The sequence below is a fragment of the Anaerotruncus rubiinfantis genome, from assembly GCF_900078395.1.
GTDB lineage: Bacteria > Bacillota > Clostridia > Oscillospirales > Ruminococcaceae > Anaerotruncus > Anaerotruncus rubiinfantis.
On the sequence record NZ_FKLA01000009.1, the window covers coordinates 1,009,398 to 1,025,304 of the forward strand.

Annotated in this window: 12 protein-coding genes; 3 read left to right on the top strand and 9 right to left on the bottom strand. The window is 56.4% G+C overall.

The window, feature by feature from the left end:
- Positions 1 to 24: 24 nt before the first annotated feature.
- Together BN4275_RS10425 and BN4275_RS17320 are read right to left on the bottom strand one after the other, a co-directional pair.
- Positions 25 to 1,293 (bottom strand): Glu/Leu/Phe/Val family dehydrogenase, encoded by a 1,269-nt coding sequence (locus BN4275_RS10425; protein ID WP_066456418.1) that lies wholly within the window; start codon positions 1,291 to 1,293, stop codon positions 25 to 27.
- A gap of 141 nt (positions 1,294 to 1,434) precedes the next feature.
- The gene (locus BN4275_RS17320; RefSeq protein ID WP_154018873.1) at positions 1,435 to 1,929 is read right to left on the bottom strand and encodes a hypothetical protein; all 495 of its coding nucleotides are present in this window, start codon (positions 1,927 to 1,929) and stop codon (positions 1,435 to 1,437) included.
- A 46-nt stretch (positions 1,930 to 1,975) separates the two neighbouring features.
- On the opposite strand from BN4275_RS17320, the gene BN4275_RS10430 reads away from it, so the two are divergent.
- Positions 1,976 to 3,916, top strand: coding sequence for an LTA synthase family protein (locus BN4275_RS10430; RefSeq protein WP_242863634.1), 1,941 nt, complete (start codon positions 1,976 to 1,978; stop codon positions 3,914 to 3,916).
- Between the two features lie 55 nt (positions 3,917 to 3,971).
- On the opposite strand, the gene BN4275_RS10435 is transcribed toward BN4275_RS10430, so the two are convergent.
- The 7 genes from BN4275_RS10435 to BN4275_RS10465 all read right to left on the bottom strand — a co-directional run bounded on the left by BN4275_RS10435 (position 3,972) and on the right by BN4275_RS10465 (position 13,801).
- The gene (locus tag BN4275_RS10435) at positions 3,972 to 5,000 is read right to left on the bottom strand and encodes a lysylphosphatidylglycerol synthase transmembrane domain-containing protein (protein WP_066457767.1); all 1,029 of its coding nucleotides are present in this window, start codon (positions 4,998 to 5,000) and stop codon (positions 3,972 to 3,974) included.
- The gene (locus BN4275_RS10440; protein ID WP_066460356.1) at positions 4,997 to 6,076 is read right to left on the bottom strand and encodes a glycosyltransferase family 4 protein; all 1,080 of its coding nucleotides are present in this window, start codon (positions 6,074 to 6,076) and stop codon (positions 4,997 to 4,999) included. The genes BN4275_RS10435 and BN4275_RS10440 overlap by 4 nt, the downstream gene beginning before the upstream one ends.
- A gap of 228 nt (positions 6,077 to 6,304) precedes the next feature.
- A complete protein-coding gene (locus BN4275_RS10445) occupies positions 6,305 to 9,388 on the bottom strand; it encodes an efflux RND transporter permease subunit (RefSeq protein ID WP_066457769.1) in 3,084 nt (1,027 codons plus the stop codon).
- A gap of 6 nt (positions 9,389 to 9,394) precedes the next feature.
- Positions 9,395 to 11,026 (bottom strand): efflux RND transporter periplasmic adaptor subunit, encoded by a 1,632-nt coding sequence (locus BN4275_RS10450; protein WP_066457773.1) that lies wholly within the window; start codon positions 11,024 to 11,026, stop codon positions 9,395 to 9,397.
- A gap of 36 nt (positions 11,027 to 11,062) precedes the next feature.
- Entirely contained in the window at positions 11,063 to 11,764 is a 702-nt protein-coding gene (locus BN4275_RS10455; RefSeq protein WP_161940197.1) for a winged helix-turn-helix transcriptional regulator, read from the bottom strand.
- 164 nt (positions 11,765 to 11,928) lie between these two features.
- Entirely contained in the window at positions 11,929 to 13,305 is a 1,377-nt protein-coding gene (locus BN4275_RS10460) for a hypothetical protein (protein ID WP_066457779.1), read from the bottom strand.
- 271 nt (positions 13,306 to 13,576) lie between these two features.
- Positions 13,577 to 13,801, bottom strand: a complete 225-nt coding sequence (locus tag BN4275_RS10465; RefSeq protein ID WP_066457782.1) for a hypothetical protein — start codon at positions 13,799 to 13,801, stop codon at positions 13,577 to 13,579.
- A 249-nt stretch (positions 13,802 to 14,050) separates the two neighbouring features.
- Between BN4275_RS10465 and hrcA the strand changes: the two genes are divergently transcribed.
- Both hrcA and grpE read left to right on the top strand, forming a co-directional pair.
- Positions 14,051 to 15,127: a heat-inducible transcriptional repressor HrcA gene (hrcA, locus tag BN4275_RS10470; protein ID WP_147349453.1), complete on the top strand. Its 1,077-nt coding sequence runs from the start codon at positions 14,051 to 14,053 to the stop codon at positions 15,125 to 15,127.
- 28 nt (positions 15,128 to 15,155) lie between these two features.
- Positions 15,156 to 15,740 carry a nucleotide exchange factor GrpE gene (gene grpE / locus BN4275_RS10475; RefSeq protein ID WP_066457786.1) on the top strand — a complete coding sequence of 195 codons (585 nt, stop codon included), beginning with the start codon at positions 15,156 to 15,158 and terminating at the stop codon, positions 15,738 to 15,740.
- Positions 15,741 to 15,907: the final 167 nt, after the last annotated feature.

The window sequence follows — 15,907 nt, forward strand, 5'->3', positions numbered from 1 at the left end:
ATGAAAGGCAATTGCTCTGGATAATCAGTTGGGGAAGATGCCGCGGATCTTCTTGGCGGCGACCAGGCGCTTGATGGCAACCATGTGCGCGCCCATGCGGAAGGTGGTATTCTTGCTCTCCTTGGCTTCGGCAACTTCCTTGAAGGCCCGGAGCATGATGCCCTCGAGCATCTCGTTGGTCTGGCTTTCGTCCCAGATCAGCCGCTGGATGTTCTGGACCCACTCGAAGTAGGAAACAACCACGCCGCCCGCGTTCGCCAGGATGTCCGGCACAACCGGAATGCCGCGTTTGTTCAGGATCTCGTCGCCCTCAACCGTCGTCGGGCCGTTCGCGCCTTCGACCACAAGCTTCGCCTTGACCGTGTCCGCGTTGTCGCCCGTGATCTGGTTCTGCAGCGCGCAGGGAACCAGCACGTCGCAGTCGCAGGCGATCAGCTCGGCGTTCGAAATCTTCCTGCAGCCAGGAGCGGTGTATCCCTCGAGGGTGTGGGAATCGCTTTCGGCAATGTATTTGCGCATCGCGGTGATGTCGAGCCCCTCGGGGTTGTAGTAGCCGCCCGAGATATCGCTGACCGCCACGATCTTGCGTCCGCAGTCATGCAGCAGCTGCGCGGCCACGCCGCCCACGTTGCCCATGCCCTGTACTGCCACGCGTACGTCGCCTCCGTCGTGCATGCCCAGGTATTTGATCGCCTCGTTTACAATGATCATGACGCCCCGGCCGGTCGCTTCGCTTCTGCCCAGCGCGCCGCCGATCTCGATCGGCTTGCCCGTGACAACGCCAGGTACCGCCCGGCCGTTGAACATGCTGTAGGTGTCCATGATCCAGCCCATGATTTCGGCGTTGGTGTTGACGTCCGGAGCGGGAATGTCGCGTTCCGGTCCGATGATCGGCAGGATCATCGCGGTGTAGCGGCGGGTCAGGCGCTCAAGCTCCGCCTTCGAGAGTTTGCGGGGATCGACCTTGACCGCGCCCTTCGCGCCGCCGTAGGGGATGTTCACCACCGCGCACTTGAAGCTCATCCAGGCCGCCAGCGCCTTGACTTCGTCCATGTCCACTTCCTGATGGTACCGGATGCCGCCCTTGCACGGGCCGCGGGAACTGCTGTGCTGGACACGGTAGCCGTCGAAAACCTCCACCGATCCGTCGTCCATCTTGACCGGGATCGACACCTTCAGTTCCCGTTCCGGATGTTTGAGCGCGATGTAGTCATTTTCCTCCAGTCCCAGCATTTTTGCCGCTTCGTCCAGGACCTCCAGCATGTTTTCATATGGGTTATATGCTTTTGCCATGACAAACTCCTCCTGATCTAAATTCTTTTCCTTCTTTTGTGAAAGCAGGGACGCACCAGGCCGGAACCGTCCGCCGCTTTTATCGCCGCTTTTTTCGGAAAGGGGTGCCAGCCCCCGTTTCCAGTTCTCATGCTAGCACACCTAAAACCCGGAATCAAACAGAATCCTTCCAAAATCCGAATTGCCGTTTGGGGTGGGATAAAAATATCTCATTTTGAAAATGAAATAACAATTTGATGAAAGAAATCCGTCTAAATAAGCCCTTCTGGATTCGCGGGATTTTGCTGGAAGGCTAAAAAACCAGCTGTTTATGCTGGATTGAAGCGCTTTTTTGCAAAAAAGATTTTGCAGGAATAACGGCGGAATAAATTGGGCGCGTGGCCGGGTACATATGGGAGCGGCAAAAAAAGAACGGGATTCCCCTGTCATAATCCTGCTGCCGCAAAGAACCTGCGGGATGAATAAACTGCTGCATAAATCGTACAGATCTGGAAAAAGCACAGGTGAAAATGAAGGAAAATAATGCGCAATTGTAACGAATTTGTAAAATTCCTTAGGATTTTCACGGTTGTTCACAATTCGTGCAAGGAAACAAGGTAAAATGGCAACTGGCTGTAAAGAGCCTGTAATTTTCATGTGATGAGACCTGTGAAACCAACTGTATAAACCGGAGGAAATAACCGTGATAGATACCACTGCCAAGAGCCTGAAGTACACTCGAACGGCGGAAAAGTCCCGTGTGTTTTCGCTCAATTTGGTCCTGCGGCTCGCAGCAACGCTGCTGATCCCGACCATTACCCTCTTTACCGTGGAATGGATCCACCGGGGAACCCTTTCCGGGTTCTTCACCATTTTCGAAAAGCATCCCGAGAGCTTCCTGCTCGCGTGGCTGTTCCTGCTGCTCCTCTATATCGCGGTCAGCCGGCTCACCGGGCGTTATCCGCTCGCGACACTGACCGTCTGCCTGCTGGGCAATCTGCCCGCGGCTGTGACCTGGTTCAAACTTCAGCTGCGCGGTGAGCCGTTTCTGCCATGGGACATTTCCCAAGCGGCGGAAGCCTCGAACGTCATGGGCAAGGCAAACCTAGAGATGCAGCCCTCGATGGCCTGGACGATCGTGATATTCGTGCTGTTGACCGCCATGAGCTTTTTTGTCCGCGCTCCGCGACGCAGCGAGGCTCCCCGTGCTTTTTGGAGGCGGATGGCGGCCGGTGCGGGCGCCACGGCGGCGCTCGCGTTTGTGGTCTTTGGAATTTACCTGCGGCCCGTGGCAACCGAAAAGCTGAACATTATCCCTGACATGTGGATGCAGAACCGTTACTACCGCAATTACGGCGTGATCACTGGCTTCATGTCGAACCTGCAGTCGCTCAATATCGCGAAGCCGGAAGGCTACAGCGCGGGCGCGGTCCAGTCGCTGAAAACCCGGATAGAAACAAACAAACCGGACCGCCCGCTTTTCTTTGACAGTTATGCCGCCACGCTCGGCAAAAAAGAGAGGGAACCGAACATCATCTACATCATGAACGAGGCGTTCTATGATGTGGAGGAACTGCCCGGCATCGTCTTTGACCAGCCGGTCACCCCAAATCTGCAGCGGATGAAAGAAACCGCCGCGACCGGAAAATCCTATTCCCCAAGCTTTGGCGGCGGCACCTGCGACGTGGAATTTGAGGCGCTGACCGGTTATTCGGTCGAACATCTGCCGGCGGGCTGCAAGCCCTATCAGCAGCACGTCACCCGCGACATGTTTGCGCTGCCTTCCTACCTCAAGGATCAGGGTTACCGCACCGTCGCGATTCACGGCTACTACCGCAAATACTGGAGCCGCGACAAGGCTTATCCGCATCTTGGCATCGACACCTTTATCGCGGCGGACGACTTCGTAAATCCGGAAAAGAAGCGAAGCCATTACTGGAAAGGTGGCCTCATTTCCGATGCGGAAATGGGCCGGATGATCATCGATCAGTTTGAAAATAAGGGCGAAGGGGAGAAGCTCTTCATCCACGCGGTGACCATGCAGAACCATTCGAGCTACAACGCGGAAAACTATCCGGAAGAGGAGCTTGTGAATATTGTGAGCGCGCCGGAGGGCATCTCGGAGGACACCCTATCCCAGCTGCGTGATTTCGCAACCGGCATCAGGGAAAACGACGCGATGCTCGGCACGTTGGTGGATTATTTCTCCCAGGTGGAGGAGCCGACCATCCTCGTTTTCTGGGGCGACCATTACAACACGGTCGGCAAAGGCTACGAGCTCTATGAAAAAACCGGATTCATTGAGCCGGGCGATACCAAATCCCCAAAGCTGCACGCCACGCCGCTGGTCATCTGGAGCAACTATTACCAGAAGCCGGTCGATATCGGCACCGTCGCTTCCTATAATATCACCCCGGTGATGATGGACCTCTACGGCATCAAAAAGCCGCCGATGTTCGATTTTCTCCTGCAGGAGATGAAGGTATTCCGCGCCCGCACCCGCGGCGTCACCATCAATCCAGACGGTTCCACCGCCCAGGAGATGACCGCGGAGCAGGAACAGTGGTTCAACGACCACTGGCTGCTGCAATACGACCAGATGTTTGGCTCCGATTACCTGAATCAACCCGCCAAGCAAACATAAAAAAAGAGAACCGGCCCCGTTTTTATGGGGCCGGTTCTCTTTGGCCAGGCGCGGGTCAGGCGGCGTCACAGCCGCCGTGCCGCCCGGCGCCGGAGGTAAAATTTGCGGTGAAAAGGGAACCCGCGCAGATTGGCAGGTAGAAGGTCGCGGCGCGCCAGAGCAGCACCGAGGCCGCCAGGAACCGTGCGGGGAAAAACATGGCGAAGAGCAGGTGAAAGCCGAGTTCGGCGCCGCCCGCCGCGCCGGGCAGCGGAATGAATGAGGTGAGGTTTAAAACAAACGCGCCGGCCGCGAGGATGGAAAAAGCAGGCGCGCCGGTGAGCCCGAATGAATGGTAGAGGACAAGCGGGATCAGAAAGAACACGGTGAGCTGCACGACGGTGAGCGCCGCCATCTGGAAGATGAGCGCCGCGTGGTGGCGCATCGCGGCAAAGCCCTCATAAAAACCGGCGAGCTCTTTTTCGAGCTGTTCGCGGGCACGGTCCGGGTCCTTGAGGACCCGCAGTTTCGTAAGCACTTGAACGCCCCAGAGGAGAAACCGCCGGGTCGCTTTCGGGAAGCAGCAGAGGGACAGAAGCCCCGCGATGACCGCGGCGTTCACCCCGAAGCCCAGGAGCACCAGGAGGCCCAGCCCGCGCACCTGCGCCGAGAACATTTTGTAACGCAACAGGAGCGTGACGAGCGAATAGAGGGTGAGTACGCTTTGATAGACGATGAATTTGATCATCAGCGCGCAGGAGGCGGTGCCAAACGGCACGCCGGATTTTACAAGATGATAGGCCTGCACCGGCTGGCCGCCGCTTGCAAATGGGGTGATGCAGTTAAAAAGCTGTCCGATCATGGAAGTTTGCAGGGTGCAGGCGAATTTCTGACCGGGGTGGAATTTCTGTACCGCCAGATGCAGAATCTGTGATTCGAGCAGCCAGTAAGCGGCCATCAGGCCACAGGCCGCAATGAGCCAGGCCGGGCGCGCTGACCGCAGCGCGCTCCAGAGATTTGCGGCGCCGTCGGTTTTGAGCATATAGATAAATACCAGCGCGGAAAGGCCGATGATCACCAAAATATTGCGGGTTTGCTTTTTCATGCCGGGACCCTCTTTCCGTGCCGGGCAGGATGCAGGACCGGGGCGGTGGCGAGCGCGGTGTAAAAGCTGTCCCACATCGAAAGAACATGCGCCTTGCCATAGAAGGCATGTCCGCGTTTTGCACCGTCTTTGGCAGCGGCGTAAAAGGCGGGATCATTTTGCAGGCGGCGCAGCAGGCTTTCAAACTCATTCTGCGTTTTGCCCTTGCAGTAGAAGTCAAACAGGATGTCCGGGTAGACTTCGATATCCCGCAGCAGGAGGGGAATCTGGCAGCTCATTGCTTCCAGAATCGTCATCGGGAACAGTTCGTCATAGCTCGGCAGGAACATCACGTCCCCCAGGTTATAGATGCCGTTCATCGCGCCGCGCGGGACGATACCGGTGAAAATGAGGTTGCTGGGGTGCTGTTCCAGGAGTTTGGAAATTTCCTCATATCCGTCGGTCATCTTCCCGAACGAGAAACCGCCTGCCCAGAGGAACTGGATGTCCGGCATTTTTGCGGCCAGATCCGCGAATTCGAGCACGCCCTTACGGGTCTGCAGCTGACCGGCGCAGACTACTGTAAACCGATCCGGATCAAGCCCATAGCTTTTGCGAAGCGTCCGTTTTTCGTCCGCGGAAACGGGATGGAATTCCCGGTCGTCGACGTAATTTGGAATGTAGGTGATCTTCTCGCGCGGGATGCCGTAGGCGGCGAGCTTCTCAATAAACACGGGGTTTACCACCACGAGCGCGTCCATGCTCTTATAAAAAGCGATCAAATAGCGGTAAAAGACCGCTTTGGCCGCCCGGGGCAGCTGCAGGCTGCCGTCGATTGTTTCGGGCAGGAAATGGACATATCCCACTGTCCTGCCGTGCAGTTTTGCAAGCGGCAGGGTGAGGAAATAACCAAGGTTTACAGTGTGGTAATGGGTGATATCCCCGCCTTTTTTGCAGTTATCGATCACTGTGAACCGGTCTGCGAGGCCCTCCTGGACCAGTCGGATTTGCTCTTTGCCGGCGGAGAGGACGCCGTGCCCTTCCACCATGTCGGCGTGCGAGCGTACGTTTATAATATATTTTCCGGTATTTGTCATGATAAACCGCTCCTTTCCGGTCGAACCGTATCCGATCTCATAAACCAGTTTACCCGCAATGGGTAAAGCGTGCATCAAGGAAATCTAAACTTTCTTTCAAGGGGAAGCGTTCCCTGTCAATAGAACGATCCAGCAGACCGTATGACTTCAAATCATACACAAAAATCCCGCCTGCAAAATGCAGGCGGGATTTTATGGAACGCATTCCCGGTTGGAGGAGAATCGCCGTCAGCGGAATTCCTCGGGGATTTCATCGGTGCCGCTCACCTGGGGCTGTTCGCGCAGGTTGCGCTTGAAAAGCGATTTGCGGCCGGTCTTTTTTCCTTTGCGGCGGCGGTCCTCGCCGTCGAACAGCAGATACATGGTCGGGATAAGGATGAGGGTGAGCAGGGTGGAAACGGTCAGGCCTCCAATGACGACCACCGCCATACTCTGCATCATCTCCACCTCGCCGCCGATGCCGACCGCGGTTGGCAGGAGGCCGAGGACGGTCGTTGTGGTGGTCATAAGGATCGGGCGCAGCCTTGTGCGTCCCGAGAAGATGAGCGCGTCGCGCGCGGGCATACCCTGCTCACGGCGCAGCGTATTGGTATAGTCGATCAGCACGATGGCGTTGTTGACCACAATACCGACCAGCATGATGAGGCCGATGAGGCTGGTCATCGAGATCGACATGCCGGTGAGGATCAGCGCCAGGAACGCGCCGGTCATTGAGAACGGGACGCTCAGCATAACCACAAGCGAGAATTTCATCGATTCAAACTGCATGGCCATGACCACGAACACCAGGAAGATCGCGGTGGCAAGCGCGCCGTAGATGTTGCCAAACTCCTCGTTCATCGTGCGCATGCTGCCCCCGGCTTCCACCGTCACGCCGTCCGGCAGGTCCATCTGCTGCACGCGCGCCACAATCTGGTTCGACAGCTGGGTGGCGGAAGCCCCCTGCGCGGTCTGGCCGGTGACCGAAACCTGATAATCCCCGTCGTAGCGCTGGATCTGGGCGGGGGAGTTGTTATAGACGATCTGTGCCACGTCGGTGAGCGGGACCTGGCCTCCCGAACGGGTGTCGATCATGAGGCCGGAAAGGTCGCTCACGTCCTGGAAACGGTCTTCCGGGTACATGACCTTGACGGAGTACTCCTCGTCGCTGGTCTGCAGATCGGTCGCCTCGATGCCGGAGAGCATGTTTTTGACGGTTGATACGACGGCCGATGGGGTGGTGCCGATTGCCGCGGCCTGCACCGGGTCGACCACGATCTCGGCGCGCGGGCTGCCGTCCGACAGGCTGGTGGAGGCCGAATCGATCCCCTCGGTTGCCTGCATCAGGGCTTTCACCTGATTGGAGGTTTCCTCCAGTACGTCGAGGTTTGAACCGCTCAGGTTGATGGTGACGCCGCTGGAGCCAAAGGACATGGAACTGCGTTCCTCCACCTCGACCGAGGCGTTGTCGATATCCGAGGTGAGTTTTCGCATCTGGGTGATAAAATCGGCAGTGCTCATCGAGCGGTCGTCTTTCAGATAGACGGTGAGGCTTGCCGAACCGCCATTGCCGCGCATCGAATAACTTTCGACATCCGGCTGTCCAGAGACAATCTCTTCGACCTGGGTCATGATTTCGTCGGTCGCGTCGATGTTGAGCCCTGTTTTGGTCGTGACTGAAATACTGATCGAGCCTTCATCGCTCGATGGCATGAGCTCCATATCGATCTGGGTAAACATCACAGCCGTGCTCGCGAGCAATGCGATCGCGACGATGATAACGACGATCTTGTGGCTGAGCGCACGCCCAAGGAATGCTGCGTAAACCCGCTCGAGCTGATGCAGCTGTGTGTTGACGAAGGAATGTTCCTTTTCGACCGGCTTCATCCGTACGAACAGGAGCGGCACCATGGTGAGCGCCGAAATGAGCGAAGCGGTCATCGAGAAGACGATGGTGAAGCCAACCTCCTTGAAGAGCTGGCCGGACATGCCTTCCATCAGCGAGATCGGCAGGAAAACGACGATGGTGGTGAGGGTGGAAGCGATGACGGCGGAATTGACAAGGTTTGCGCCCTGGATGGCGCTCTCCTCAAACGAGCGGACACCGTCGCGCGCCCGAAAACAGCTGTCGAGCACAACGATTGAGTTATCCACCATCATGCCGATGCCGACGACCAGGCCGCCGAGCGACATGATGTTGATGGTCATGCCGAAGCAGGCCATGAGCACAAGCGCCGCGAAAACCGAAAGCGGCATCGAGGTGGCGACGATGAGCGCCGCGCGCCAGTCGCCGAGGAAGAGCACCAGGACGAGCATGGCAAGCGTAAGGCCCAGGACGAGCGTCTGCACAACGTTCATGATGTTTTCGAAGATGGTTTCACCGGAGTTGTTCGTGATGGTGACCGCAAGGCCCAGGCCCTGCTGGTTCAGCTCGTCAACCACCTCCACGATCTCGTCGCAGACTTCGATTGTGTTGGCGCTCTGGTTTTTCGAGACCGAAAGGGAGATGTTGTCCATGCCGTTATAACGGCTGATGGAGGACCTGGTTTCTTCCGCCATAGAGATGGTTGCCACATCCGATACATGGATGATGTCGCCGGAGGGAAGGGAAATCGGGATGGTTTCAAGGCTTTCATAGGTGTCGTAGCTGACGCCGCCCTGCAATGTCAGCTCGATCTGGCCGCGGTTGATCGTGCCGGCGGTGGTGTTGAAATCCGCGCTGGCAATGGCGGAGGAAACGTCGGTCATTGAAAGGCCGTACTGGTTCATTTCCTCCTCGCGCAGGAGCACCTGGACATATTCGCGCTTACCGCCGCGCATGCTGACTTCCGATACGCCGGAGATCTTCTCAATCTCTGGGACAACGGTGTTTTCAATATAAGTATAGATATTGTCGCTTGCATTGGTGGAGATCGAAAGATCCATGATGGAAGAGGAGTCCATGCTCATCTCCATAATGGTGGGATCGTCGCAGCTGTCCGGCAGCCGCAGCCGCTGGAGTGCTTCGTTGATCTCGTCGTATTTTTCGTCCATGTCGGTGCTGTAGCCGAATTCCAGCATGGTCATGGAAGAGCCCTCGGAAGAACGGGAGGTCATGCTGTCCACGTCGCTGACAGTGGAAAGGGCGGATTCGACGACGTCGGTGACGAGGCTGTCCACCTCCTCCGGGGAAGCGCCCTCATAGCGGGTCATTACCATAAAGACAGGCATTGACATTTCCGGAGTGGATTCCATCTCCATGTCAAAAACCGAGGAAATCCCAAAGAAGAGCAGGCACATCACGCACATCAGGACCGAAACCGGCCGCGTGACGGATAATTTTGGAAGTGTCATGGGCGGTTAATCCTCCTGTGCGGGCATTTCGGGAGCGTTGGGGGCTGCGGCGGCGTCCGGCGCATCAGTGCCTTTCGCGGACCGGCTTTCAGTCGGCTCGGCTCCAGGGGCGCTGTCGGGCGCGGCGGCGGGGGCTTCCTGGCCTTCTGCAAGTTCCACAGCCGCCCCGTCCTTCAGGTCGGGATGCCAGGTGGTGATGATCTCGCTGTCAAGCGAAAGCCCGGACACGGCAACAACCGTTTCAGAGTTGGACATGCCGGTTTCAAAATCCGTGCGGTGGGCTTTGCCGTCCGCATATGTAAAGACGTAAGCCTGGCCGTCGTCATAATAGACCAGGTCGATCGGGACGAGGATGGCGTCCTCCACCTTCTGGGTGGCCGCGGCCACCTTGACCGAAACGCCGGTGAGCAAGCTGCCGTCACCATCCTCAATACGGGCCTTGATGGGGAACAGGCCGGTGGAATCGTCCGCTTTGGAATCGATCTCGATGATGGTGGCCGTATATTCCTTACTGCCCTTGGTCACGGTGACTTCGTCGCCGATCGAAAGGGCGGTGGCGGCGTCGGCCGACGCGTTAAACTTGACGGTGAGGGTGTCCTTGTTGGAGATGACGAAGGCCGCGTTTTGGGTGGAGGCGGGTTCGTTGGCAGTGATGTTTTTTGATTCGATTACGCCGGAGATCGGCGCGTAGACCTTGTATTTATCGAGCGAGGAGGCGCTCTGCTCGAGCGAGAGCTGCGCGGATTTGAGCTCCGCCTCGGTGGCCTTCTCGGTGTCCTCATACGAGCCGCCGGTCACGAGATTGTAGTTGTCGAGCGCCTGCTGGTAGTTGGTTTTGGCGGTGTTATAGGAGTTGCGCAGATCACGGGCCTCGCTGTCCTCATCTGCCTCGAGATCCTTGACAGCGTTGTAATACATCGAATAATCCTGGTACGCCTGGCTGTATTTTTCTTCATAATCGGCGATTTCTTTTTCGATGGCCTCCTTTTCAGCCTCCCCCGCTCCGGCGAGCTTATCCTTCAGCTCGTCGATCGTCTTGTCGTAGGCCTGCATATTGTCCTGCGCTTTCTGCGCGGCGCGTTCGGCCGAGAGCAGGCTGTCGTCATAGCCATCGTTATAGTCCTTCAGTTTCAGACGGGCATTATTGAGGTTCTGCTGCGCCGATTCGAGCTGCGACTTTGCGGAAGCAACCTTCGATTCGTAGTTGCTGCCGAGGGTGGTATCGGCGCTGATCTGTTTCTGTTCATAGCTGGCCTGCGCGATCTGATAGGCGAGCTGCGCGTCGGTGTCGTCGATTGTGAAGAGAAGTTCTCCCTTCTGCACGGTTTGGCCAGCTTCAAAATAGATTTCGGTCACCTTGCCGCTGGTCTCGGGGTAGACGCTGACGCTTTCAGCTGGCTCGATCTTACCGATGAACTCGGTGCTCCGGGTGAGGCCGCCGGTGGTGGGCGTCTGCAATTTTACGCTGATGACGCTTTCGGAGAGCTCGACTTGCCCCATATTTCCTCCGCCGGGACCGCCCATCCCGCCGCCGGGGCCGCCGCCCGCAGCGAAAACGACCGTGGATACAGCGACCGCGCCGAGTGTGAGAATCGCGATGCCGGAGGCAAGTTTCTTTTTGCTCAACGATATTTTCATGTTAAACGCTCCAATCTCCAGATGATGTAGGGTTTCTCAGATTGCCCGCGGGACGGTCTGCCGGGGATACTCCCCGTCCCAGCGGAACAGATATCCCGTTTTGCGTACCGCGGCGATGGATGTGCGATAGGGTCCAAGCTTTGCGCGCAGAGCGGTGATGTGAGCGCGCAGGGTGTGCAGCAGCGTTTCGTCCGACCGTCCCCAAACGGCCTGCATCAGCTGTTCACAGCTCACTGGCCGGTTTTGGTTTTTGACAAGGCAGCAAAGCAGGCCGAATTCGAGCGGCGTCAGGGCGAGCGGTTTGCCGTCGCACAGGGCGCGCCTCTCATCCGGGAAAAGGCACAATCCGCCAGCGCACAGAGCGGCTTCCCCCCGCCCGGCACGTTCGAGCAGTGCGGAAAGTTTTGCCGCGAGCAGGCCCGGTTTGCCGCTTTCAATGAAGTAGACGCCGGAACGGTTGCGCAGGTCGCGGATCCATCGCTTGTTTTCCGCAGGGGAAACGACAATGATCGTGGGAACTTCCAGAAACCTTCGGATACCGCGACTGGCGTCAAACGAAGGGCGCAACCCGAGCGAGGCGCCGAATACGACTGCGGCGGGCGGCGGGGATAGCGCCTGCGGGATCTGACCGAGCCCCTGTGCGAAGACGGGGAAGAAGCCCTGCCGCCAGAGACATACCGCAAGCGGGCGGCAAAGCGCCATATGGCTTTCAAAGATCAGAATCCTGATGCATATCACCTCCCGGCGAAAATCACTTCACCTATTTTTGAGCTTGAATGTGGGCGAAAGTACAAAAAATTATGAATAAATTGTGTCGTTTCCATAAATATTTTGAATACGAAAGGAAAAAGAAAAACGCGCCATTCCCGTTTTGGGAATGGCGCGTTAGATGTGCCGGTGTTTTAGGTGTTTTCCACGGCTGTTTTGGCCGCTGGTGCGCTGGCGAAGATATAGGTGCCGAGCTGGCGCACCTTGAGGCGAAAGACAAGCTCGTCGTTTTCATTTTCACAAAATTTGCCTTTGCCTGTGATGTCGGTGAGGATTCCATCAATCTCTTCGTAGACGGCGATGGCCTCCGTTTCAATGGACGGATCTCCGTCCTCATTGAGATAGGGGACGTTCAGATCGAGCGTCGCGCGGGACACAGCGGAAATCTCCGGATTGCCCACAAAACTGCGGATAAAAGCGTCCTGGCCCGCGAACCGGCCGGCGTAATCGGAATGGTTCCATCTGGTGGAAAGCTTCGGATAGTAGATCTTTACATTGCTGTCTGCGGTAAAGTACAGTACCGCGAGGGTGTTGTTTTCATCCGTCCAGGTGACTTCGTTGTCTTCATTTTTCACAGGTTTTGCAACCATGCCGCCGTCGCCCGCTGAAAAGTCCCGGTCCCCGCGAAGCGTTTCATTTGTGAGGTAGAAAGCGGGGGAAAGAAAGGTGGCTTCGGCGCCTTTTGGCACGATCACCGCCCCGTTTTCCCGAATTTCCTTTTTGGCCTTAACCGTCACCTTTATCTGAATTTTGGTTTCGCTGTCGTCGTTCGTTTCCCGCAGAGAGATTTCCGCAAAGGATTTGCGTGTGCCGCTCAGCGCGGACTCCTGCGCCCCCGAAAAAACACTGTAGGCGTTATCGAGTTTCTTCTCAAGCCATTTGGCGGAGAGAACCTGTTTGCCGCCTTTCTCTTTGGCAATCCTGACCGAGAAAAACGCATCGTTCAGCGTGGCCGAGAACGGATAATAGTACACTTTGTTGTCCGAACGAACCGCGTCGTTGCCGGACGCGGCGGAAAGGAGCTTGGACGTTTTGTCCACGAACAGGCTGGACGCGTCCGAGGTCGGCGCAAGATATGCGCGCAGTTTCGCTTCGGCGGTATCCGGGACAGGTTCGGGCCCCGGTCCGGAAACGGAAAAATGCTCCCGGACGGAAACCTCATAGTTTCCGCCGCCCAGGCCGTTCACCGACATAACTTCCCAGCCGTCAAAGTCCGTTTCGTCTTCCACCCGGTCGCAGGAACCGAGCTGCTCAACCTGCGCAAGGGTATAAAGCGTGCGGTCTGCTATCGGGTCGCCGATGATATCGTCGCGGTAATAGTAGGAGATGGAACCGCCCGCGCCGATTTCAACCGTATCGCCGGGCTGCAAAATCTGCCCGGCTGAGAGGCCGCCAGGATGGTAGCTTGCCGCGGCGGCAACGGCAAGGCTGAAAGCGCCTGTGAAAATACAGGAAATGGCGGCAAGCATGAGCAGGCCGCGGAAGAAAGGATGCTGTCTGAGCCGGACCATAATAAAATCCCCCTTGTGATATTGTCCAGATCAGTATAGAAAAGCGCCGCGCTGCTGTCGATTTCCCATATTCCCAATTGCTTCTGAAATTGGGAACAGAAGGAAAATTTTGTCGAAATTTGTCGATTTTGAACAAAGAAAAACGGCCCCGGCAATTCGCTTCGGGAGCGTGTGAAAAGATTGTACGGGGATTGTAAGAAAAACGGAAAATTATATGACAACAGGAAAGCCCCGCCAATGGCGGGGCGAAGGTCCGGATCTGCTGGGCGGGTTACGCCACGGCCCATTTGCGCAGTTCCCGCAGGAAGGTGCGGTCGTCTGTGACGACTTTGACCGGCTTGCTGTAATCGAGCGCCATGAGACCGAGCACGGATTTTGCATCTGCGATGCTGCCGTCAACAGTGTGCACGCCAATATCCTGTGCGGACTGCATCGCTAGGAACATGAACTGGCGCAGGTCCTCCGCGGATTGGAGCATTACTTCTTTTGTGGTCATTTTGATAGCCTCCTTTTGCGTCAAAGCTGTTAAATATTTATCAATTTCTTGATATCATTAAACACCATCGGGATTAAAATGTCAATATACACAATTAACAAAATTGAATTTGCGCAAAATAGATAAAATTAGCACTCGAAATATATGAGTGCTAAAAATTCTGTAAACAATTCATGAATTCCGATCTCCCTTTCTTGACATCCTGAAAAAATGTGGTACATTATAGTTGTTGGCACTCGGAGATTATGAGTGCTAAGCGGACTTTGCTCAGTTGTGGAATGTGAGGTGTATGCGATGAAGCTCGACTTGAGAAAACTGAAAATCCTGACCGCGATCGTCGAGACTTACATCGATACCGGCGAGCCTGTCAGCTCCAAGATGCTGGCGCAGAAACTTGATATCAACGTCTCGCCCGCGACCATCCGCAACGACATGGCGGCGCTTTTTGATATGGGATTCCTTGAGCAGCCGCACACTTCCGCCGGACGCGTCCCCTCCCACCTGGGTTATCGGATTTATGTCGATCAGCTGATGCACTGCAAACCGCTGTCTGATGAGGAGCGCGGCGAGATTGACGCGCTTTTCAATGTGCATAACCCCGACCCGGACCGGCTTTTGGAGGATGCCGCGCAGGCGCTCGCGGATTACACCAACTGCGCGACCGTTTCCACCACGATCACACCGAAAACAGTGCGCGTCAAGCATATCGAAATTGTTCCGGCGGGCGTGCGCACGGTGGTCATCCTGGTCATCGCCTCGAACGGCGTCATCCGCGACAAGGTCTGCCGGGTGGATTTCGGCATCACCGCGGAGCTGCTCGAATTTATCAATAAGTTTATCAACGGCCGTCTGGTCGACAAATCGGTCAACGACATCTCCCAGTGGTACATCAATTCGGTTGCGGTCACGCTGGGCGAATATTCCCGGCTGTTTACCCCGATTCTGGCCACCGTTTACGAGCTCTGCAAAGAGATCGATGAAGGCCAGTTCTATACTTCCGGCGGGACCAACCTGCTGGGATATAAGGAGTTTTCCGATGTGGCGCACGATTTGCTGCTCACCATGCAGAACCGCGACCATCTGCTTGGCGTTATCGGCTCGAAGGACGACGCCGTTTTCATCACCATCGGCAAGGAAAACAGCCGAAGCGAGCTGGCCGACACGTCTGTGGTGGTCACCCGTTACTCCATCGGAAAGCAGAACGCGGGCGCGATTGGCGTAATCGGCCCGGTCCGGATGGATTACGCAAAGATTATCCCGCATCTTGAATATTTTTCGCAGACATTAGGGAAATTATTGGCGGAGACTTTTGAACAGGATGCGTAATAAAAACACATAGAAGGTAGGGAACAGATTGTCTCAGAAGCATAAGCATGAGCAGCCCATAGGCGAGGCGGACGAGGTCCAGGAACAGACGCAGCCGGAAGAAAAGACTCCGGAAGCGTCCGAGGAAACCGGGGAAGAAAAACAGCCGGAAGCGGAGCGCAAAGAGCCTGAAAAGACCGAGACGGAACTGCTGGAAGAGCAGGTTTCGCAGCTGGGTGACAAGCTGCTGCGCACGATGGCCGAGTATGACAACTTCCGTAAGCGCAGCCAGAAGGAGAAGGAAGCGATTTACCCGCAGGCAACCGCAAATGCGGTGGCGCAGTTCGTTCCGATCATCGATACGTTTGAACGTGCGCTCGCGGTGGAATGCGCGGACGCGGAGTTTAAAAAGGGCGTGGAGATGATCCTGCAGAACTTTAAGGATGTGCTCGAAAAGCTCGGAGTCGAAGCGTTCGGCGCTGCGGGCGAGCAGTTCAATCCGGATCTGCACAACGCTGTGATGCACATTGACGATGAATCGCTTGAGACGAACATCATCACCGATGTGTTTCAGAAGGGATATAAAATCGGCGACCGGATCATCCGGCACGCGATGGTCAAGGTCGCAAACTGACCAGGGGGCGCTTTTGAAAAGTCCCCTTTGAAGCCCCTCGGGGCTTTCGGTCCTGCCGCGCCGCGAAGATCTTAAAGTGTTTTGTCGACCTTTTTAAAGGCTGGGGACATGGGGGCCGGCCTTTCCCGCGGGCCCTGCTTCAGGCGGTTTTTTTGCTGCTTTTTCAA